This window comes from Streptomyces sp. NRRL F-5755, from assembly GCF_001279365.1.
In the GTDB taxonomy this organism is placed as follows: domain Bacteria; phylum Actinomycetota; class Actinomycetes; order Streptomycetales; family Streptomycetaceae; genus Streptomyces; species Streptomyces rimosus.
Genome location: NZ_LGCW01000271.1, coordinates 22,782 through 39,058 on the forward strand (window position 1 = coordinate 22,782; position 16,277 = coordinate 39,058).

At 73.6% G+C, this 16,277-nt stretch carries 11 protein-coding genes; 5 read left to right on the forward strand and 6 right to left on the reverse strand.

Translation table 11 applies throughout. The features are described from left to right. Positions 1–57 precede the first annotated feature (57 nt). Both ftsX and ftsE read right to left on the reverse strand, forming a co-directional pair. Entirely contained in the window at positions 58–969 is a 912-nt protein-coding gene (gene ftsX / locus ADK86_RS25255; RefSeq protein ID WP_003986513.1) for a permease-like cell division protein FtsX, read from the reverse strand. Positions 970–1,001: 32 nt separating this feature from the next. After that, positions 1,002–1,691: a cell division ATP-binding protein FtsE gene (ftsE, locus tag ADK86_RS25260; RefSeq protein ID WP_003986514.1), complete on the reverse strand. Its 690-nt coding sequence runs from the start codon at positions 1,689–1,691 to the stop codon at positions 1,002–1,004. A gap of 294 nt (positions 1,692–1,985) precedes the next feature. Between ftsE and ADK86_RS25265 the strand changes: the two genes are divergently transcribed. Then, positions 1,986–2,174, forward strand: a complete 189-nt coding sequence (locus ADK86_RS25265; protein ID WP_003986515.1) for a hypothetical protein — start codon at positions 1,986–1,988, stop codon at positions 2,172–2,174. Positions 2,175–2,343: 169 nt separating this feature from the next. Here ADK86_RS25265 and ADK86_RS25270 read toward each other — a convergent pair whose 3' ends face one another. The 4 genes from ADK86_RS25270 to ADK86_RS25285 form a co-directional block, all read right to left on the reverse strand. Further along, positions 2,344–3,297 (reverse strand): hypothetical protein, encoded by a 954-nt coding sequence (locus tag ADK86_RS25270; protein ID WP_053698643.1) that lies wholly within the window; start codon positions 3,295–3,297, stop codon positions 2,344–2,346. A 347-nt stretch (positions 3,298–3,644) separates the two neighbouring features. Next, the gene (gene prfB / locus ADK86_RS25275) at positions 3,645–4,757 is read right to left on the reverse strand and encodes a peptide chain release factor 2 (RefSeq protein WP_030600186.1); all 1,113 of its coding nucleotides are present in this window, start codon (positions 4,755–4,757) and stop codon (positions 3,645–3,647) included. A gap of 167 nt (positions 4,758–4,924) precedes the next feature. Beyond that, entirely contained in the window at positions 4,925–6,265 is a 1,341-nt protein-coding gene (locus ADK86_RS25280; protein ID WP_053698644.1) for a serine/threonine-protein kinase, read from the reverse strand. Between the two features lie 226 nt (positions 6,266–6,491). Then, on the reverse strand, positions 6,492–8,243 hold the full coding sequence (locus ADK86_RS25285; RefSeq protein WP_053698645.1) for a serine/threonine-protein kinase: 1,752 nt from the start codon (positions 8,241–8,243) through the stop codon (positions 6,492–6,494). A gap of 480 nt (positions 8,244–8,723) precedes the next feature. Here ADK86_RS25285 and ADK86_RS25290 point away from each other — a divergent pair, with 480 nt between their 5' ends. The 4 genes from ADK86_RS25290 (at position 8,724) to ADK86_RS25305 (ending at position 16,127) form a co-directional block, all read left to right on the forward strand. Continuing rightward, a complete protein-coding gene (locus tag ADK86_RS25290; protein ID WP_053698646.1) occupies positions 8,724–12,131 on the forward strand; it encodes an FtsK/SpoIIIE domain-containing protein in 3,408 nt (1,135 codons plus the stop codon). A 228-nt stretch (positions 12,132–12,359) separates the two neighbouring features. Then, the gene (locus tag ADK86_RS25295) at positions 12,360–13,796 is read left to right on the forward strand and encodes an ABC transporter substrate-binding protein (RefSeq protein ID WP_078952262.1); all 1,437 of its coding nucleotides are present in this window, start codon (positions 12,360–12,362) and stop codon (positions 13,794–13,796) included. A gap of 100 nt (positions 13,797–13,896) precedes the next feature. Beyond that, positions 13,897–15,249: a carbohydrate ABC transporter permease gene (locus ADK86_RS25300; protein WP_053698655.1), complete on the forward strand. Its 1,353-nt coding sequence runs from the start codon at positions 13,897–13,899 to the stop codon at positions 15,247–15,249. Beyond that, positions 15,246–16,127 carry a carbohydrate ABC transporter permease gene (locus ADK86_RS25305; RefSeq protein WP_030376343.1) on the forward strand — a complete coding sequence of 294 codons (882 nt, stop codon included), beginning with the start codon at positions 15,246–15,248 and terminating at the stop codon, positions 16,125–16,127. The genes ADK86_RS25300 and ADK86_RS25305 overlap by 4 nt, the downstream gene beginning before the upstream one ends. The last annotated feature ends 150 nt before the right edge of the window (positions 16,128–16,277 follow it).

The following is a 16,277-nucleotide window of genomic DNA, read 5'->3' on the forward strand; positions in this document are numbered from 1 at the left end:
GTAGGCCAGAAAGAAGCGCCGTACGGGGAGTTGACCGTACGGCGCTCTTGGCATACGTCACACCTTGAGGTACTTGCGGAGCGCGAAGAACGCGGCGAGCGCCGGCATCAACAAACCGATCAGCAGCACCAGCGGCAGCACCGCCACGACCGAATCCCAGCCAATGAACTGGATGACCTGGATCCGCGCCGCCAGCCAGTTGTTGATCAGCACCCACTTGCCGCCGACGATCAGCACACAGGCGAACACCGCGCCGAGCAGGCCCGCGATGGCCGCCTCCAGGATGAACGGCATCTGGATGTAGAAGCTCGACGCGCCCACCAGGCGCATGATCCCGGTTTCCCGGCGCCGGCTGAACGCGGACACCCGTACGGTGTTGACGATCAGCATCAGCGCCACCAGCAGCATCAGCGCCATCACCACCAGCGCGGCGATGTTCATGCCGTTGAGCAGGTTGAACAGCGGCTCGACGGTGTCCCGCTGGTCCTGCACCTCCTGCACGCCCGGCCGCTCGGAGAACGCCGACTTGATCACTTCGTACTTCGTGGGGTCCTTGAGCTTGACCCGGAAGGACTCCGGCATCTGGTCCGGGGTGACCAGGCCCGCGATGGGCGTGTCGCCGAACTGCTCCTTGTAGTGCTTGTACGCCTGGTCGCTGGACTCGTGCTGCACGTTCTGCACGATCGGCAGGCGGTCCAGCTCGGCCTTTATGTCGTCCTTCTGCTGCTGGGTGGCGGGACCCTTGGCGCAGTGGGCGCCGGTCTCGCTGTCGTTCTTGTTGCAGAAGAAGATGGAGACATTGACCTTGTCGTACCAATAGCCCTTCATCGTGCTGACCTGGTCGCGCATCAGCAGCGAGGCGCCGAACAGGCCGAGCGAGAGGGCGACGGAGACGATGACCGCGAAGGTCATCGTGAGATTCCGGCGGAGACCGACGCCGATCTCCGACAGGACGAACTGGGCGCGCATGGCGTCCTTTCAGTGCTGGGGGCCGTACACGCTTAGTGCTGGTAGCCGTACACGCCGCGCGACTGGTCGCGTACGAGCCGGCCCTTTTCGAGTTCCATGACCCGCTTGCGCATCTGGTCGACGATCTGCTGGTCGTGGGTGGCCATGACCACGGTCGTACCGGTGCGGTTGATCCGGTCCAGCAGCTTCATGATGCCGACCGAGGTCTGCGGGTCGAGGTTGCCGGTGGGCTCGTCGGCGATGAGCAGCAGCGGGCGGTTGACGAACGCCCGCGCGATGGCGACGCGCTGCTGCTCACCACCGGACAGCTCGCCCGGCATCCGGTCCTCCTTGCCGCCGAGGCCGACGAGGTCGAGGACCTCGGGAACCGTCTTGCGGATCTGGCCGCGCGGCTTGCCGATGACTTCGAGGGCGAAGGCGACGTTCTGCCCCACCGTCTTGTTGGGGAGCAGCCGGAAGTCCTGGAAGACGGTGCCCACCTGGCGCCGCATCTGCGGCACCTTCCAGTTGGAGAGCTTCGCGAGGTCCTTGCCCAGGACGTGCACGGCGCCATGGCTGGCGCGCTCCTCGCGCAGCAGCAGGCGCAGGAAGGTGGACTTGCCGGAGCCCGAGGAGCCCACCAGGAAGACGAACTCGCCGCGCTCGATCTCCAGGGAGACATCCCTGAGGGCGGGGCGGTTCTGCTTCGGATAGGTCTTGGAGACGTTGTCGAATCGGATCACTGATGCACCACGGTCGACCTGGGTAGCGGCACGGGATGCCCCTGTCGTGGCTCCCGTCGGTGAGCGTGACCATACGCGAGTCTCGCGCGAAGGCGCAGTCGCCGTTCGGGGTTGGTGCGTTTATTCACGGCATCTACGGGGACAAACCGAACACATTCCGGCCCGCCGGCCCGGTGGATGCGGCCGAAAAGGCCGGAAGGTGACCGGGGCGCGCCGTTCTGCCGCCGAGCTGGCACAGTGGTAAGGGAACCATCGTGGTTGCCTGCGCGTTGCAGCGGTTGAGGAGGAGGTCGCATGACGTACGACCGGCTGGTGTGCGCCAACTGCGCGGCCCCTGTGAACGAGGGCCGCTGCCCCGTGTGCCGGGCGAGCAGGGAACGGCTGCAGGAGACCGGGCTGTTCGGCCAGGTGACGCCCGCGGCGCTGGTGGCGCTGCTGGTGGCGCTCATCGCGCTTGCCGTACTGGTGCACCAGGCCGCGTGAGCGCGGACCGCCAAGTGCGGGTCCCTTGACGCCTCGTGTGCAGCGCGTCGCTCCGGGTGAGCGGCAGTGCGCGTACCGATGCCGACGAGAACGCCGAAGGGCCCGGAGCGCCGAGTGCGCTCCGGGCCCTTCGTCATGCGCTGCCCCGGGTGCGGGGCGGGGCCTGGTGTCAGGCCGCGGCCGCGCCGCCGCCCTTGTTGATCAGGCGCGGCATCAGGCGGAAGCCGATGCCACCGGCGATCATCGTCGCCGCGCCGACGAGCAGGAAGGTGGTGCCGGAGGCACCGGTCTCCGCCAGCTCGCCGCCCTTGGCCTGCTGCTTCGGCTGGCCGGGCGTGTTGACGATCTGCTCGTTGCCCTCGCCGGGCTGCTCGATGGGCGCGGTGCCCTCGTTGTCCGTACCGGTGCCGGTGCCGTCGTCGCTGCCACCGGTGCTGCCGCCGGAGCTGCCGCCGCTGGTGTCGTCCGAACCGCCGGAGTCGCTGCCGCCGGTCTGGGAGCCGGACTGGCCGCCCGACTGGGTGCCGCCGGTCTGGCTGCCGCCGGACTGCGAACCGCCGGTCTGGGAGCCGCCGGTCTGCGAACCGGACTGGCCGCCGGACTGGGTACCACCGGACTGCGTGCCGCCCGACTGCGTACCACCGGACTGCGTACCGCCGGACTGGGTGCCACCGGACTGCGTGCCGCCCGACTGCGTACCACCGGACTGGGTACCACCGGACTGCGTACCGCCCGACTGCGTACCACCGGACTCCGTGCCGCCCGACTGGGTACCGCCGGACTGGGTACCACCGGACTCCGTACCACCGGACTGCGTACCACCGGACTGCGTACCGCCGGACTGGGTACCACCGGACTCCGTGCCGCCCGACTGCGTACCGCCGGACTGCGTGCCACCGGAGATCAGGGTGCCGCCGGAGGTGTCGCCACCGGTGCTGCCGCTGGAGTCCCCGCCGCCACCCAAGATGTCACCGATGCCGCCGAACAGGCCGCCGGAGCCGGAACCCGCCGTCTGCTCGGTACCAACCGCCGAGGCGGCCCCAGCCGCGGTGAGCGACGCACCGGCCGCGATCACCGCGCCGGCCGCAATGCGCGCTACGCGCAGCCGCGTCTTCTTCGTCATGTGCCTGCTACCCCCAGTAGCTCTACTCGTCTGTGGAGCATCGCTGTTCGGGGCGGCGGCCGACCCGGGTACACGAGTCGCGGCGCCGCCCGGCGGCCGCCGCACTCAGATCCCCGTTCCCGCACACGCCCCGAGACATACGCATGCCGCGTACCACCCTTCCCAGTTCTCACATCATCGTCAAGGTCAAATAAAGGTGCGATGACCGAATTGAGAGGAGTTGCGGGGTCCATGGACGTATGACTGTGACCAAATTGCCACAGAGGTACCGGGCAGCAAAAAACAACTGCCGCCCAAAAAGCGGCAGTTGTTTTTCACCGGATATTCGGACGGCTTTCCGCCGCTCCTTACTTGCCCTGCTCCTGCTGCTTGCGCCAGCGGATACCGGCCTCCAGGAAGCCGTCGATGTCGCCGTCGAGCACGGCCTGCGGATTGCCGACCTCGAACTCGGTACGCAGGTCCTTGACCATTTGGTAGGGGTGCAGGACGTACGAACGCATCTGGTTGCCCCAGGAATTGCCGCCGTCGCCCTTGAGCGCGTCCATCTTGGCCTGCTCCTCCTGGCGGCGGCGTTCGAGCAGCTTCGCCTGGAGGACGTTCATCGCGGTCGCCTTGTTCTGGATCTGCGAGCGCTCGTTCTGGCAGGAGACGACGATGCCGGTCGGGATGTGCGTCAGGCGCACCGCCGAGTCGGTGGTGTTGACGCCCTGGCCGCCGGGGCCGGAGGAGCGGTACACGTCCACCCGCAGGTCGGACTCGTCGATGTCGATGTGGTCGGTCTGCTCGACCACCGGCAGCACCTCGACGCCCGCGAAGGACGTCTGGCGGCGGCCCTGGTTGTCGAAGGGCGAGATGCGCACGAGGCGGTGGGTGCCCTGCTCGACGGAGAGCGTGCCGTAGGCGTACGGCACCTGGACGGCGAAGGTGGTCGACTTGATGCCGGCCTCTTCGGCGTAGGAGGTCTCGTACAGCTCGGTCTTGTAGCCGTGCCGCTCGGCCCAGCGCAGGTACATGCGCTGGAGCTTCTCGGCGAAGTCGGCGGCGTCCACGCCGCCGGCCTCGGCGCGGATGTTGACGACGGCCTCGCGGGAGTCGTACTCGCCGGACAGGAGGGTGCGCACCTCCAGCTCGTCGACCGCCTTGCGGACGTCGGCCAGCTCGCCCTCGGCCTCGGCGCGGGCCTCCTCGTCGCCCTCGGCCTCGGCGAGCTCGAAGAGCACCCCGAGATCGTCGACCCGGCCGCGCAGCTCCTCGGCCCGGCGCAGCTGGCCCTGGAGGTAGGACAGCCGGCTGGTGATCTTCTGCGCGTTCTCCGGGTCGTCCCACAGGGACGGCGCCGCGGCCTGCTCCTCAAGCGCAGCGATATCGGCCCTCATCTTGTCGAGGTCCAGGACGGCCTCGATCGACCCCATGGTCGAGGAGAGGGACTTCAGCTCTTCGGATACATCGACGACTGCCACGCACACCAGCCTAACGGCTGCCGCCGCATCCATGTCCCGACCCTCGCGCGGCGTCCCGGGCGGGGGCGCGTGGCCGCAGGTGGGGCGGGGTGCGGCGGCGCCGGTACGGGCCGTCCGGTCCCGCGCGGGGGCCGGACGGCCGTCCTCAAGGTGTACGGCCTACGGGCTCAGCGCACGGGCCGGGGGGCCGACGTCTCGGACTGATGCACGCCCGGCTTGGCGTCGCCGGAGTCGCCGTGCTGCGCGGCGAACCACCCGCCGATCCCGGCGGCGGCCACCACCGCAGCGGCGGCCAGGCCCAGCTTGACCCGGCGGCGGCGCACCGCCTCGCGGTGCCGGGCCGACCCGGCCCGGCGCTCGCCCGCGGCGCGCGGCGCGCGGGCCGTGCCGTGGGCGCCGCCCGCCAGCTCGTCCGGGCCGGGGACGCGCATGCTCGTGTGGGTCTCGCGGTTCGAGTCGGGGGCGGCGGAGCCGTGTACGAGCGGTACGGCGCCGCGCGGCCGGGTGCCGCCCGGGGCGACCGGCGGGTAGAGGGCTTCCTCGTACGGGCCGGAGGCGGTCGCCGCGCCGGACGCGTACGGTCCGGTGGCGCCCTCCCCGGACTCCTGCCCGGTCTGCTCGGACGTTTCGTCGTCCGGCTCGTCGATGTCCAGCGGCGGGTGGCCCGCCAGGCCCGGCAGGATCTCGCGCAGCCGGGAGGCCAGTTCGGAGGCGCGCAGCCGGGAGGCGGGCGCCTTGGCCAGGCACTGCAGGAGCAGCTGCCACAGCTCGTCCGGGATGCCGGGCAGCGGCGCCACGGACTCGGTGACGTGGCGGCGCAGCACCGCGCCGGGGTGGCCGCCGCCGAACGGCGTGAAGCCCGCGAGCAGCTCGTAGAGGACCGTGGCGAGCGCGTACACGTCGACGGACGCGCGCGGCGGCAGGCCCTCGATGATCTCGGGGGCGAGGTAGTCGGGGGTGCCGATCACCTTGGCCGAGCGCGGCCCGCCGGCCGGGGCCTGGTGGAGGCGCGGCGCGTCGACGAGGCGGGCGATGCCGAAGTCGGTGAGCAGCGCGGGGTGGGCGCCGCCGGGGCCGAGCGGGCCCTGCATGTCCAGCAGGACGTTCTCCGGCTTGACGTCGCGGTGCACGATGCCCGCCTTGTGGGCGGCGGCGAGGCCGTCGGCCACGTCGGCGACGATGGCGACGGCGGCCTCGGGGGCGAGCCGGCGCTCCCGCTCCAGGCGGGTGCGCAGGTCCGTGCCCCGTACGAGGTCCATGACCAGGGCGAGGTCGTTGCCGTCGACCACCAGGTCGCGCACGGCGACGACGTGCGGGTGCTCCAGGCCGAGCAGCGCCGCCCGCTCCTGCACGAAGCGGCCGACCAGCTCCTGGTCGGCGGCGAGGTCCTCGCGCAGCAGCTTGATGGCGACGGGCCCCTCGGGTCCGTCGCCCAGCCATACCGTGCCGGCGCTGCCGCGACCAAGGATCTGGTGGGTGGTGTACCGGCTGCCGATCTTCCGTGCCAAGACTGCTCCGACGTGTCGGGCCCGCTGAGCGTCCTCAGGGGGCTGAAGGTGGCGTCAAAGCTACGCGGGTCGCAGGGGGTTGCGTGCCCAGGATCGCCCGGGGCGGCACTTCTGTGGGGGAAATCGCCCTTTGGAAGTCGACAAATCTCCTTGGTCGCGCGCCGTGCGCGGCGGGCCGCCACCCGGGCGTGCGCCGGAGCCGTCCGTACGGCCCGGCGCGCAGCCGTCACTTGAACCAGTTGCCGATGTCCCTGACGAAGTCCCGGACGCCGCCGATGACGTCGCCGATCTGTTCGAAGTAACCCTTGGTGGTGCCGATCCACTCCTGGAGCGGGGAGAACTCCCAGACCGCCCAGCCGCCGACGAAGAGGATCACCAGCACGAACAGACAGCCCTTGAGGCAGCCCAGGCCCGGGATGCGCATCGGGTTGGCGCTGCGCCGGCGCGGCTCGCGGGGCGGGCGGGGCTCCCGCTCGCGGGGCGGCTCGGGCTCGTGGCGCCGGGGCGGCGGCTGCTGGCGGCGCGGCGCCTGCTGCGGCTGGCGCTGCGGGGGCTGGTAGGGCGCCGGGGCCTGCTGCTGATACGGCGCGGGGGCCTGCTGCTGGTACGGCTCCTGGTAGCGCGGGGGCTGCTGCTGGGGGCGCTGCGGCGGCTGCGCGGGCTGCCGCTGCGGGCGGCGGCGCAGCGGGTCCTCGCCCGGGTCCAGGTACTGCGTCTGCTCGTTGCGGTCCCGGGCGGCCCGCATCTGGGACTCCCAGGGATGCGGTCCGTCGGCCTGCTGACCACCGGGCGGGCCGGGCGGTACGGGAGGCATCGCGCGGGTCGGATCGGCGCCGCCCTGGCCGTTGCCGAAGCCCTGGCCCTGGCCGCCGGAGCCCGAGGCGAGCACCTGGGTCGGGTCGGCGTCGGGGCCGCCGCCCTGGCCGCCGGCGGACGGCAGTACGGCGGTCGCCGCGGCCGGGTCGTACGCGCCCGCGCCGCCGGTGGACGGCAGCACCTGGGTGGGGTCGGCGTCGCCGGAGCCGTCCGCGCCGGTGCCGGGCACCGTGGCGGGGGACGGGTCGGGCGCGAGCAGGGCGGCGACACCGAGCGCGGCCTCGGCCTGGGCGGGGGTGGCGTGCACGCCGACGCCCGCGGCGACCGTGCGCAGCGCGCGGGCCAGGTTCTCGGCGCTGGGCCGCTCGCCCGGCTCCTTGCGCAGGCAGCGCTCGATGACCGTCCACAGCGGCTCGGGGACGGTGGACGGGCGGCGCGGCTCCTCGCTGAGGTGGCGGTGCAGGACTTCGAGCGCGCTGGCGCCGCCGAACGGCGGGCGGCCGGTGACCAGCTCGTACAGCAGGATGCCGGCGCCGTAGATGTCCACGGCGGAGGTCTGCGGGCGGCCCTCGGCGGACTCGGGCGCCACATAGGCGGGGGTGCCGACGAACTCGTGGGTGCGGGTCAGTCCCGGCGAGTCCGCGAGGCGGGCGATGCCGAAGTCGGTGAGCATCGGGTGCAGCTCGGCGGTGTCGCCCTCGCCGGTGCCCTTGAGCAGGACGTTGGCGGGCTTCAGGTCGCGGTGCACCACGCCGTCGGCGTGGCTGGCGGCCAGCGCGTCGGCGATCTGGGCGGTCAGCAGGGACGCGGCGACGGGGCTGAAGGGGCCGTTGTCGCGGAGGTGGCGGTGCAGGTCGGGGCCGTCGATCAGGTCCATGACCAGCGCCAGCAGATCGCCCTCGACGACCAGGTCGCGGGTGCGCACGATGTTCGGGTGGGTCAGCCGCAGCAGGACCGAGCGCTCCCGCAGGAAGCGCATGACCACGTCCGCGTCGTGCGCCAGCTCCTCCTTGAGGACCTTGATCGCGACCGTCTCGCCCGGCTCGCCGGCCACCGCGGCCTCGGCGCCCGCCGTCTCTCTCTGCCGGGCACGCCAGACAGTGCCCGTGGCACCGCGTCCCAGCGGCTCCTCAAGCAGGTACTTGCTGCCTACCGGCCGCACGTGCGCTCCCTGGTGGTGGTCGATCCTTGCCGGGCCCGGTGGGTCGCCGCGGCCCGTCGCCCCACTGTAGTGCCGCCGTACCGGCCGTACGCCGGGACGATCGGGCGGGGCTTGCAGGAAAGACGCGCATTCAGGACAGATGGTTGCCGGCGGTTCCGGATCGATGTCCACGTCAGGCCGAACAGCGAGCACCGATGATCGAAAATTGGACTTTCGCAGGGCACGATCAGGTGGTTTTGCGTCCGGTGCCGACCAATCAAGATCACTGAGTGATGGTCGGCGGGCGTGTTGTCAGTGGCAGGTGCGAGGATGCACCCAGCACGGGAGCGGTGGGGGTGCGGGGCCCCCGTCGCGCGCGTGCGGCGCGGGAGCCCGGTGCTCCCCGCGTCGGGACTTGTACGTGCCGAAGTGCCCGGGTGCGGTGGGGGAGGTCACGGGGCCCCCGCCGAACGGTCCGGGCGGAAGGGACCGTTGACGGCGATGCAGATCCGGCTGACCGTCCTCGCGCCGCGCAGCGGCCACCCCACGCGGGCCTGTGACGTCCTCGTCACGGCCCCCGCCGGGACGGCGCTCGCCACGGTCGCGAGCGGCCTCGCGGCGGCCGTCGCCGGGTCCGGCGCGGACATCGGCGCCTCCGGCAGCGGCAGCAGCGGCAAGGGCGGCGGCGCTGCGGGCGCCGCGGGCGGCCCCGTCGTGCTGTACGCCGGCACCGACCGCCTGGACCCGCAGCGCGCCGCGGTCGGCGAACCCCCGCTGATAGACGGCGCGGTGCTCTCGCTCGGCGCCCCCGGCCCCGCCCCCGCGCACGGCCTGCCGCACGGCGCCCCCCGGCTGCGGGTCGTCTCCGGGCCCGACGCCGGCGGCGTCCACCTCCTGCACGGCCAGGGCGGCGCGATCCGCGTCGGCCGCTCGGCGCAGGCCGATGTGCCCCTCGACGACCCGGACGTCTCCCGGCTGCACTGCGCGGTGACGGTCGAACCGGACGGCTCGGTGCTGGTCGCCGACCTCCGGTCGACCAACGGCACGGCCGTCGGCGGCGCCGAGGTCGGCGAGCGCCCGGTGCCGCTGCCGCCCGGCGCGCTGCTGCGCATCGGCGAGTCCGCGCTGCGTCTGACGCCCGCCCCGGCCGAGCCCGACCCGGCCCTGGTGTGCGCGCCCGACGGCGAGGGCCGGCTGCGCGTCTCCCAGCCGGAGGACGCCCCGGGGGCCGGCGGCGGTCCCCTCCGCCCCGGCGTCCCCGCCGCCCGGTCCGGCGCCCCGCGTCCCGCGTCACCGGACCACCGCTCCCCCGCCGCGCCCCCGGCCGCCCCGGAGGCCGCGGGCCCGTATGCCGCCCCGTACGGTGCCGGGCATCCGCGGGAGGAGCTGCCCGCTTCGTACGACAGCCCGGGGCGCCGGGGCACCCCCCTGCGCGGCACCCCGTATCCCGGCAGCCCCCAGGAGCGGTACGAGCCGTACGGCGACGGGCAGACCCACGGCGGCCGGCAGGGCCTCGCCCCCGCCGGCCTGCGCGAAGGCCCACCCGGAGGCCCGCACGAAGGCCCGGACGGCGGTCCCCTCGAAGACCCCCCCGACGATCCGCGCGAAGACCCGCGCAAGGCCGCGCGCCGGGGCGGCCTCGGTGCCTGGGCGCGGCGGCTGACCGGCGCCCGGCCCGCCGCCGAGCACCCCGGGCAGGCGCCCGCCCCCGCGCCGACGGTCTGGGAAGAACAGCAGCGGCAGTCCCGGGAGGCCGCCGGAGCCCCGGCGGACGAGACGTACCGGCCCGCGGCCGAGCGGCTGAGCCCGGAGGCGGCGGACGAGCGCTGGCCCGACCCGGCGACGATCCTGCTGACCGCGCTCGGTCCGGGACCCCGGCTGTGGGAGCGCGGTCCGGACCACCCCGACGCGCTCACCGTCCGGCTCGGCACGGCCCCGCAGGACGGCGGCCGGTCCGCGGCGCCCGTGACCGTCGAGCTGCGCAAGGCGGGCGCCCTGGGGCTGGCCGGGCCGCGTACCCGGCTCGGCGGCCTGGCCCGCGCCGCCGTGGCCCAGCTCGCCGCGCTGCACTCCCCCGCCACCCTCGAAATCGTGCTTTTGAGCACCGACCGCGCCCGCTCCCTCGAAGACCGGCTGGCCGACTGGTCCTGGCTGGGCTGGCTCCCCCAGGTGCGCCCGGCCCACTCCCAGGACTGCCGGCTGCTGCTCGCCTACGACAAGGAGCAGGCCGCCGCGCGTACGGCCGAGCTGGCGCGCCGCCTCGACGACGGCCCGCTGGGCCCGCAGTGGGCCGCCGCCGAGCGGTCCGCCGTGGCCTCCGCCGCCGCCCGCTACAACGGCCCGTACACCCTCCTGATCGTGGACGGCGACCCCGGCTCCCCGGCGCTGCGCGAAACGACCGCCCGGCTCGCGGCGAGCGGCCCGGCGGCCGGCATCCATGTGCTGTGCCTGGCCGAGACCCCGGCCGCCACCCCCGCCTTCCCGCTCGCCTCGACGTACGAGGCGGCCCGCGCGGCGTCGCCCGCCTTCGGCGAGTGCGGCGCGGTCGCCGTGCTGAGCGGCGACGTCGCCACGGCGCTGCGCGTCGTCCAGCCCGGCACGGGCCCGAACGGCACCGTCGCCGCGGTCGACGCGGTCTCCGGCGCCTGGGCCGAGCGGTTCGCGCGTGCCTTGGCGCCGCTGCGCGAGGCCGACACGGGCACCGGCCTCGGGGGGCGCCCGGCGCGCAGCGCGGCCGTCCCCCTGCCGGACGCCTCCCGGCTGCTGGACGAGCTGGGCCTGGCGCGGGCCACCCCGGCCTCGCTGATGGCCCGCTGGGCCGCCGCCTCCGACACCGGCCGGTCGGGCGCCGCTTCGGACACCGGCCTGCCGGGGGCCGCCGCCGTGCTCGGCGCGGGCCCGCACGGCCCGGTCTGCACCGATCTCGCCGCCGACGCCTGCCATCTGCTGGTGACCGGCGGCCCGGGCAGCGGCAAGACGGAGCTGCTGCGCTCCCTGGCCGCCTCGCTCGCCGCCGCCGACCGCCCGGACCTGCTCTCCCTGGTCCTGGTGGACGGCGCGGGCCCGGAGCGCGGCGAAGGTCTGCGGCTGTGCACGGACCTGCCGCATGTGACCACCCATCTGACGGCCTCCGACCCGGTGCGTATGCGGCAGTTCGCGCAGGCGCTCAGCTCCGAGCTCAAGCGCCGCGCCGAGACCCTGGCCGGCACGGACTTCGCCGAGTGGCGCGCCGCCCACCTGCCGGCGCCGCGCACCCCGGCCCCCCGCCGCTCGCCCGAGGCCGCGTCCGGCTCTTCCCTGGCCGAGCGGGACGGCTCGTCCACCGGCACGCTGCGGCTGCGCGCGCGCAGTGTCCCCGGGCCCGGCGGCGAGGCACAGGCGGCGCAGACGGCGCCGATGCCCCGGCTGTTCGTGCTGGTCGACGACTTCGACGCGCTGGTCGCCCCCGCCCTCGGCAGTACGGGCCGCCCCGCGGCCGGGTCGGTGGTGCGCGCGCTGGAGGCAGTGGCCCGGGAGGGCGCGGCGCTCGGCGTGCACCTGATAGCGGCCACCGGCCACCCGGACCGTACGAGCGACACGGCCACGGACCGGGCGGCCGGACTGCGGGTGGAGCTGGGCCCGGCGGCGGACGCGGCCGAACCGGTGCCGCCGGGGCGCGGGCGCCTGCACCGCGCGGCGGACTCCTCCGTCACCCCGTTCCAGGCCGGCCGGGTGACCGGGCGGATACCCCGCACGTCCACGCTCCGCCCCACGGTCGTACCGCTGGAATGGGAGCGGATGGGCGACCCGCCGGCCCGCCGCCCGCTGCGCGAGCTGGGCAACGGCCCCACCGACCTGGCGCTGCTGGCCAGCGCCCTGCAGCGGGCCGCCCAGTCCTGCGGCGCGCCCGCCGTACCGCCGCTGCTCTGACCGGGCCGCCCCGGCCGCCGTACGAACCGGTCCGGGCCGCCCGCGGCGCGCCCGCGAGGTGTACGCGAGGGGTAACGGGCCGGTCACGAAAGGCCAGTTGGGGCGGGAGGCGGTATTGCGGGGCCGGTGATCCGGGCGTAGACCTGAGCGCGGCGGGCCGCGCCGCGCCGCGCGTGCGGGGGCCGCCATTCGGCGCTCAAGTGCACCGCACGGGAGGGGCTTACGGGGATGGGCACTTCACGCATACGGCGCGCCGCCGCGCGCATCGCGACACCCGGCAGCACGACCGGCGGCACGCCTGCCGCCCGCACCCGCACCGCGGCGACCACCCGCGCCGCCCTGGCACTCGCCGCCGCGGGCGCGCTGACGCTGACGGCGTGCGGCGGCAACGGCGGCGACGGCGGCAAGAGCGAGGGCAGCAGCGGGCCCAGCGGCGGGACCTCCGTCCAGCTCCCCAAGCTGGACGGCCAGAAGTTGCAGGTCGCGGCGGTGTGGACGGGCCCGGAGCGGGCGAGCTTCCTGAAGGTGCTCGACGAGTTCGAAAAGCGCACCGGCGCCAGCGTCAGCTACGTACCCACCGGTGACGACATGGCCGGCTTCATCGGCTCGAAGGTGGCCGGCGGCGGCCCGCCGGACGTCGCGTTCCCGCCGCAGGTCGGCGTGTTGCGGGAGTTTGCCCGCAAGGGCTGGCTCAAGCCCCTGGGGCCCGACGCCAAGGAGCAGCTCGCCAAGAACTTCTCCCCGGGCTGGCGGGAGCTGGGCTCGTACAAGGGCACCGAGTACGGTGTGTATTACAAGGCCAGCAACAAGTCGCTGATCTGGTACAACACCAAGGCGTTCGAGAACGCGGGGGTGGCCGAGCCGAAGGACTGGGCCGAGTTCCTCAAGACGGCGCAGACCGTCGCGGACTCCGGGGTGGCGCCGGTGTCGGTCGGCGGCGCGGACGGCTGGACGCTGACCGACTGGTTCGAGAACGTCTATCTCTCCCAGTCCGGTCCGGAGAAGTACGACCTGCTGGCCCAGCACAAGATCAAGTGGACCGATCCGTCCGTCACCAAGGCGCTGACCGCGCTCGCCCAGCTCTACGGCAGGCCCGGCCTGCTGACCGGCGGCAACAGCGGCGCGCTGCAGACGCAGTTCCCCACCTCGGTCACCCAGGTCTTCAGCGGCGGCGACCAGCCGAAGAGCGCCATGGTCTCCGCGGGGGACTTCGCCGCCACCAACATCGCGCAGACCAAGGCCAAGGTCGGCGAGGACGCCAAGGTCTTCCCGTTCCCCGCGGTGGGCTCCCGGTCGCCGGTGGTGACCGGCGGCGACGCGGCGGTGGCCCTGAAGGACACCAAGGGCGCGCAGGCGCTGCTCACCTTCCTCGCGTCCACGGACGCCGCGAAGATCTGGGCGCAGGCCGGCGGGTACATCTCGCCCAACAAGGAGCTGGACAAGGCGGCATACGCCAACGACACGATGCGCGAGATCGCCACGGCGCTGATCAAGGCGGGCGACGACTTCCGCTTCGACATGTCCGACCAGGCGCCGGCGAGCTTCGGCGGCAAGCCGGGGCAGGGCGAGTGGAAGGACCTCCAGGACTTCCTGAAGAACCCGAAGGACATCGCGGGCACCCAGAGGAAGCTGGAGCAGGACGCCGCCAAGGCGTACGGCAGCTGACCCGGCACCCTTCGTACGGCCGCGGGCCCCGCCGGCCCGCGGCCGCGCACCGCACGCGGCGGTGCGCACCGCCGCCCACCGCACCGACCGGGGGACCGACATGAACGCTGCGACCGCGGGCGGGCCGGCCGGCCCCGTCCGCCCGGGCACCGGCACGCTGCGCCGGGTCAAGAGTGTGGCGGGCACCCGCCCGTGGGTCGCCGCCGCCTTCCTGCTGCCCGCCCTGGTCCTGCTCGGGGCGCTGGTGGTCTACCCCATCGGCTTCTCGGTCTACCGGAGCCTGTTCGACGCCTCCGGCAACGGCTTCGTGGGGCTGGACAACTACGGCGAGCTGTTCACCGACGAGCGCATCCGGATCGCCCTGAAGAACAACGTCATCTGGGTCGTGGTGGCGCCCACCGTCGCCACGGCGCTGGGCCTGATCTTCGCGGTGCTCACCGAGCGGGTCCGCTGGGGCACCGCCTTCAAGCTGGTCGTCTTCATGCCGATGGCGATCTCCATGCTGGCCGCGGGCATCATCTTCCGGCTGGTGTACGACCAGGACCCGGAGCGCGGCGTCGCCAACGCCGTATGGGTCTCCGTCCACGACACGTTCGCGGAGCCCGCGCCGTATCCGGGCGCCAAGCCGCGGCCCAGCGCCGGGCTGGCGGCGTCCGGCGGCGCGTACACCACCAAGAAGCCGGTGCGCGCGGGCGATCCGGCGAACCTGCCGCTGGTGGCCGTGCAGCCCGGCGACCTGGGCTCCGCGCACCCGGCGACCGCCGCGCGCCCGGAGCCGGGCAAGGTCACCGGCACCGCCTGGCTGGACTTCACCCGCGGTGGCGGCGGCCACCCGAACATCATCGACCGCACCGAGAAGGGCCTGCCGGGCCTGACGGTCGAGGCGGTCAAGGACGGCCGGACCGTGGCGAGTACGACCACGGGGCCGGACGGGCGGTTCTCGCTGCCCGCCGCGGCGGACGGCGCGAAGCTGCGGCTGCCGGCCTCGAACTTCGCCGCCGCGTACAACGGCGTGAACTGGCTCGGCCCGGCCCTGGTGACCCCGGCCATCATCGGCTCGTACATCTGGATGTGGGCGGGCTTCGCGATGGTGCTGATCGCGGCAGGCCTGGCGAGCGTGCCGCGGGAGCTGCTGGAGGCGGCGCGGGTGGACGGCGCCAACGAGTGGCAGGTCTTCCGCCGGGTGACGGTGCCGCTGCTGGCGCCCGTCCTGGTCGTCGTCCTGGTCACGCTGATGATCAACGTGCTGAAGATCTTCGACCTCGTCTACATCATCGCGCCGGGGTCCAGTCTCAAGGACGCCAACGTGCTCGCGCTCCAGCTCTTCCAGTCGTCCTTCGGCACGGACGTGGACCAGGGCCTCGGCAGTGCCATCGCGGTGTTCCTGCTGCTGCTCGTGCTGCCGGTGATGTACGTCAATCTCCGGCGCCTACGGAAGGAGCGGAGCCGATGACGACCGCCGAGGGCGTCGTACGGGCCAGGCAGTCGCTGCCCGCGCGGATCGCGGCCCGCACCGGCGGCGGCGTGCTGCGCGTCGCGCTGGTCCTGATCGGGCTGTTCTGGCTGACGCCGACCGTCGGGCTGCTGCTGTCCTCGCTGCGCTCGCCGCAGGACATCGCCGAGTCCGGCTGGTGGACGGTGTTCACCGAGCCCGCCCAGCTCACCTGGGCGAGTTACAGCGCGCTGCTGGACAACGCCAAGGTGATGGACTCGCTGCTGACCACCGCGCTGATCACCGTCCCGGCGACGGTGCTGGTGGTCGTCATCGGGGCGCTGGCCGGGTACGCGTTCGCCTGGATGGACTTCCCCGGCCGCGACGGGTGGTTCATGGTCGTCGTCGGCCTGCTGGTGGTGCCCGTACAGGTCGCGCTGATCCCCGTGGCCAAGCTGTTCGGCGCGATCGGCCTGTTCGAGACGACGCCCGGGGTGATCCTCTTCCACACCGCCTTCGGGCTGCCCTTCGCGGTGTTCCTGCTGCGCAACTTCTTCGCCGAGATCCCGCGCGAACTGCTGGAGGCGGCCCGGCTGGACGGCGCGAACGAGCTGCGGCTGTTCACCCGGGTGGTGCTGCCGCTGGGCGGTCCCGCCATCGCGTCGCTGGGCATCTTCCAGTTCCTGTGGGTGTGGAACGACCTGCTGGTCGCGCTGATCTTCGCGGACAGCGGCAAACCGCCGATCACGGTCGCGCTCCAGCAGGAGGTACGGCAGTTCGGCAACAACATCGACGTGCTGGCGCCCGGCGCGTTCCTGTCGATGGTGATCCCGCTGGTGGTCTTCTTCGCCTTCCAGCGGCAGTTCGTCTCCGGGGTGATGGCGGGCGCGGTGAAGTGAGGGCCGTCCTACGGGAGGGGTGTGGCGTACGGCAACCGGCGCGGTGACGTAAGGGAACGCTGTGCCGTACGCCACTTTCCGTTCACGTTGCTGCTCCACGCTGGCGGCCACGCCGACGACGCCCCTCGACCGTCTGGAGACGGACCGCAC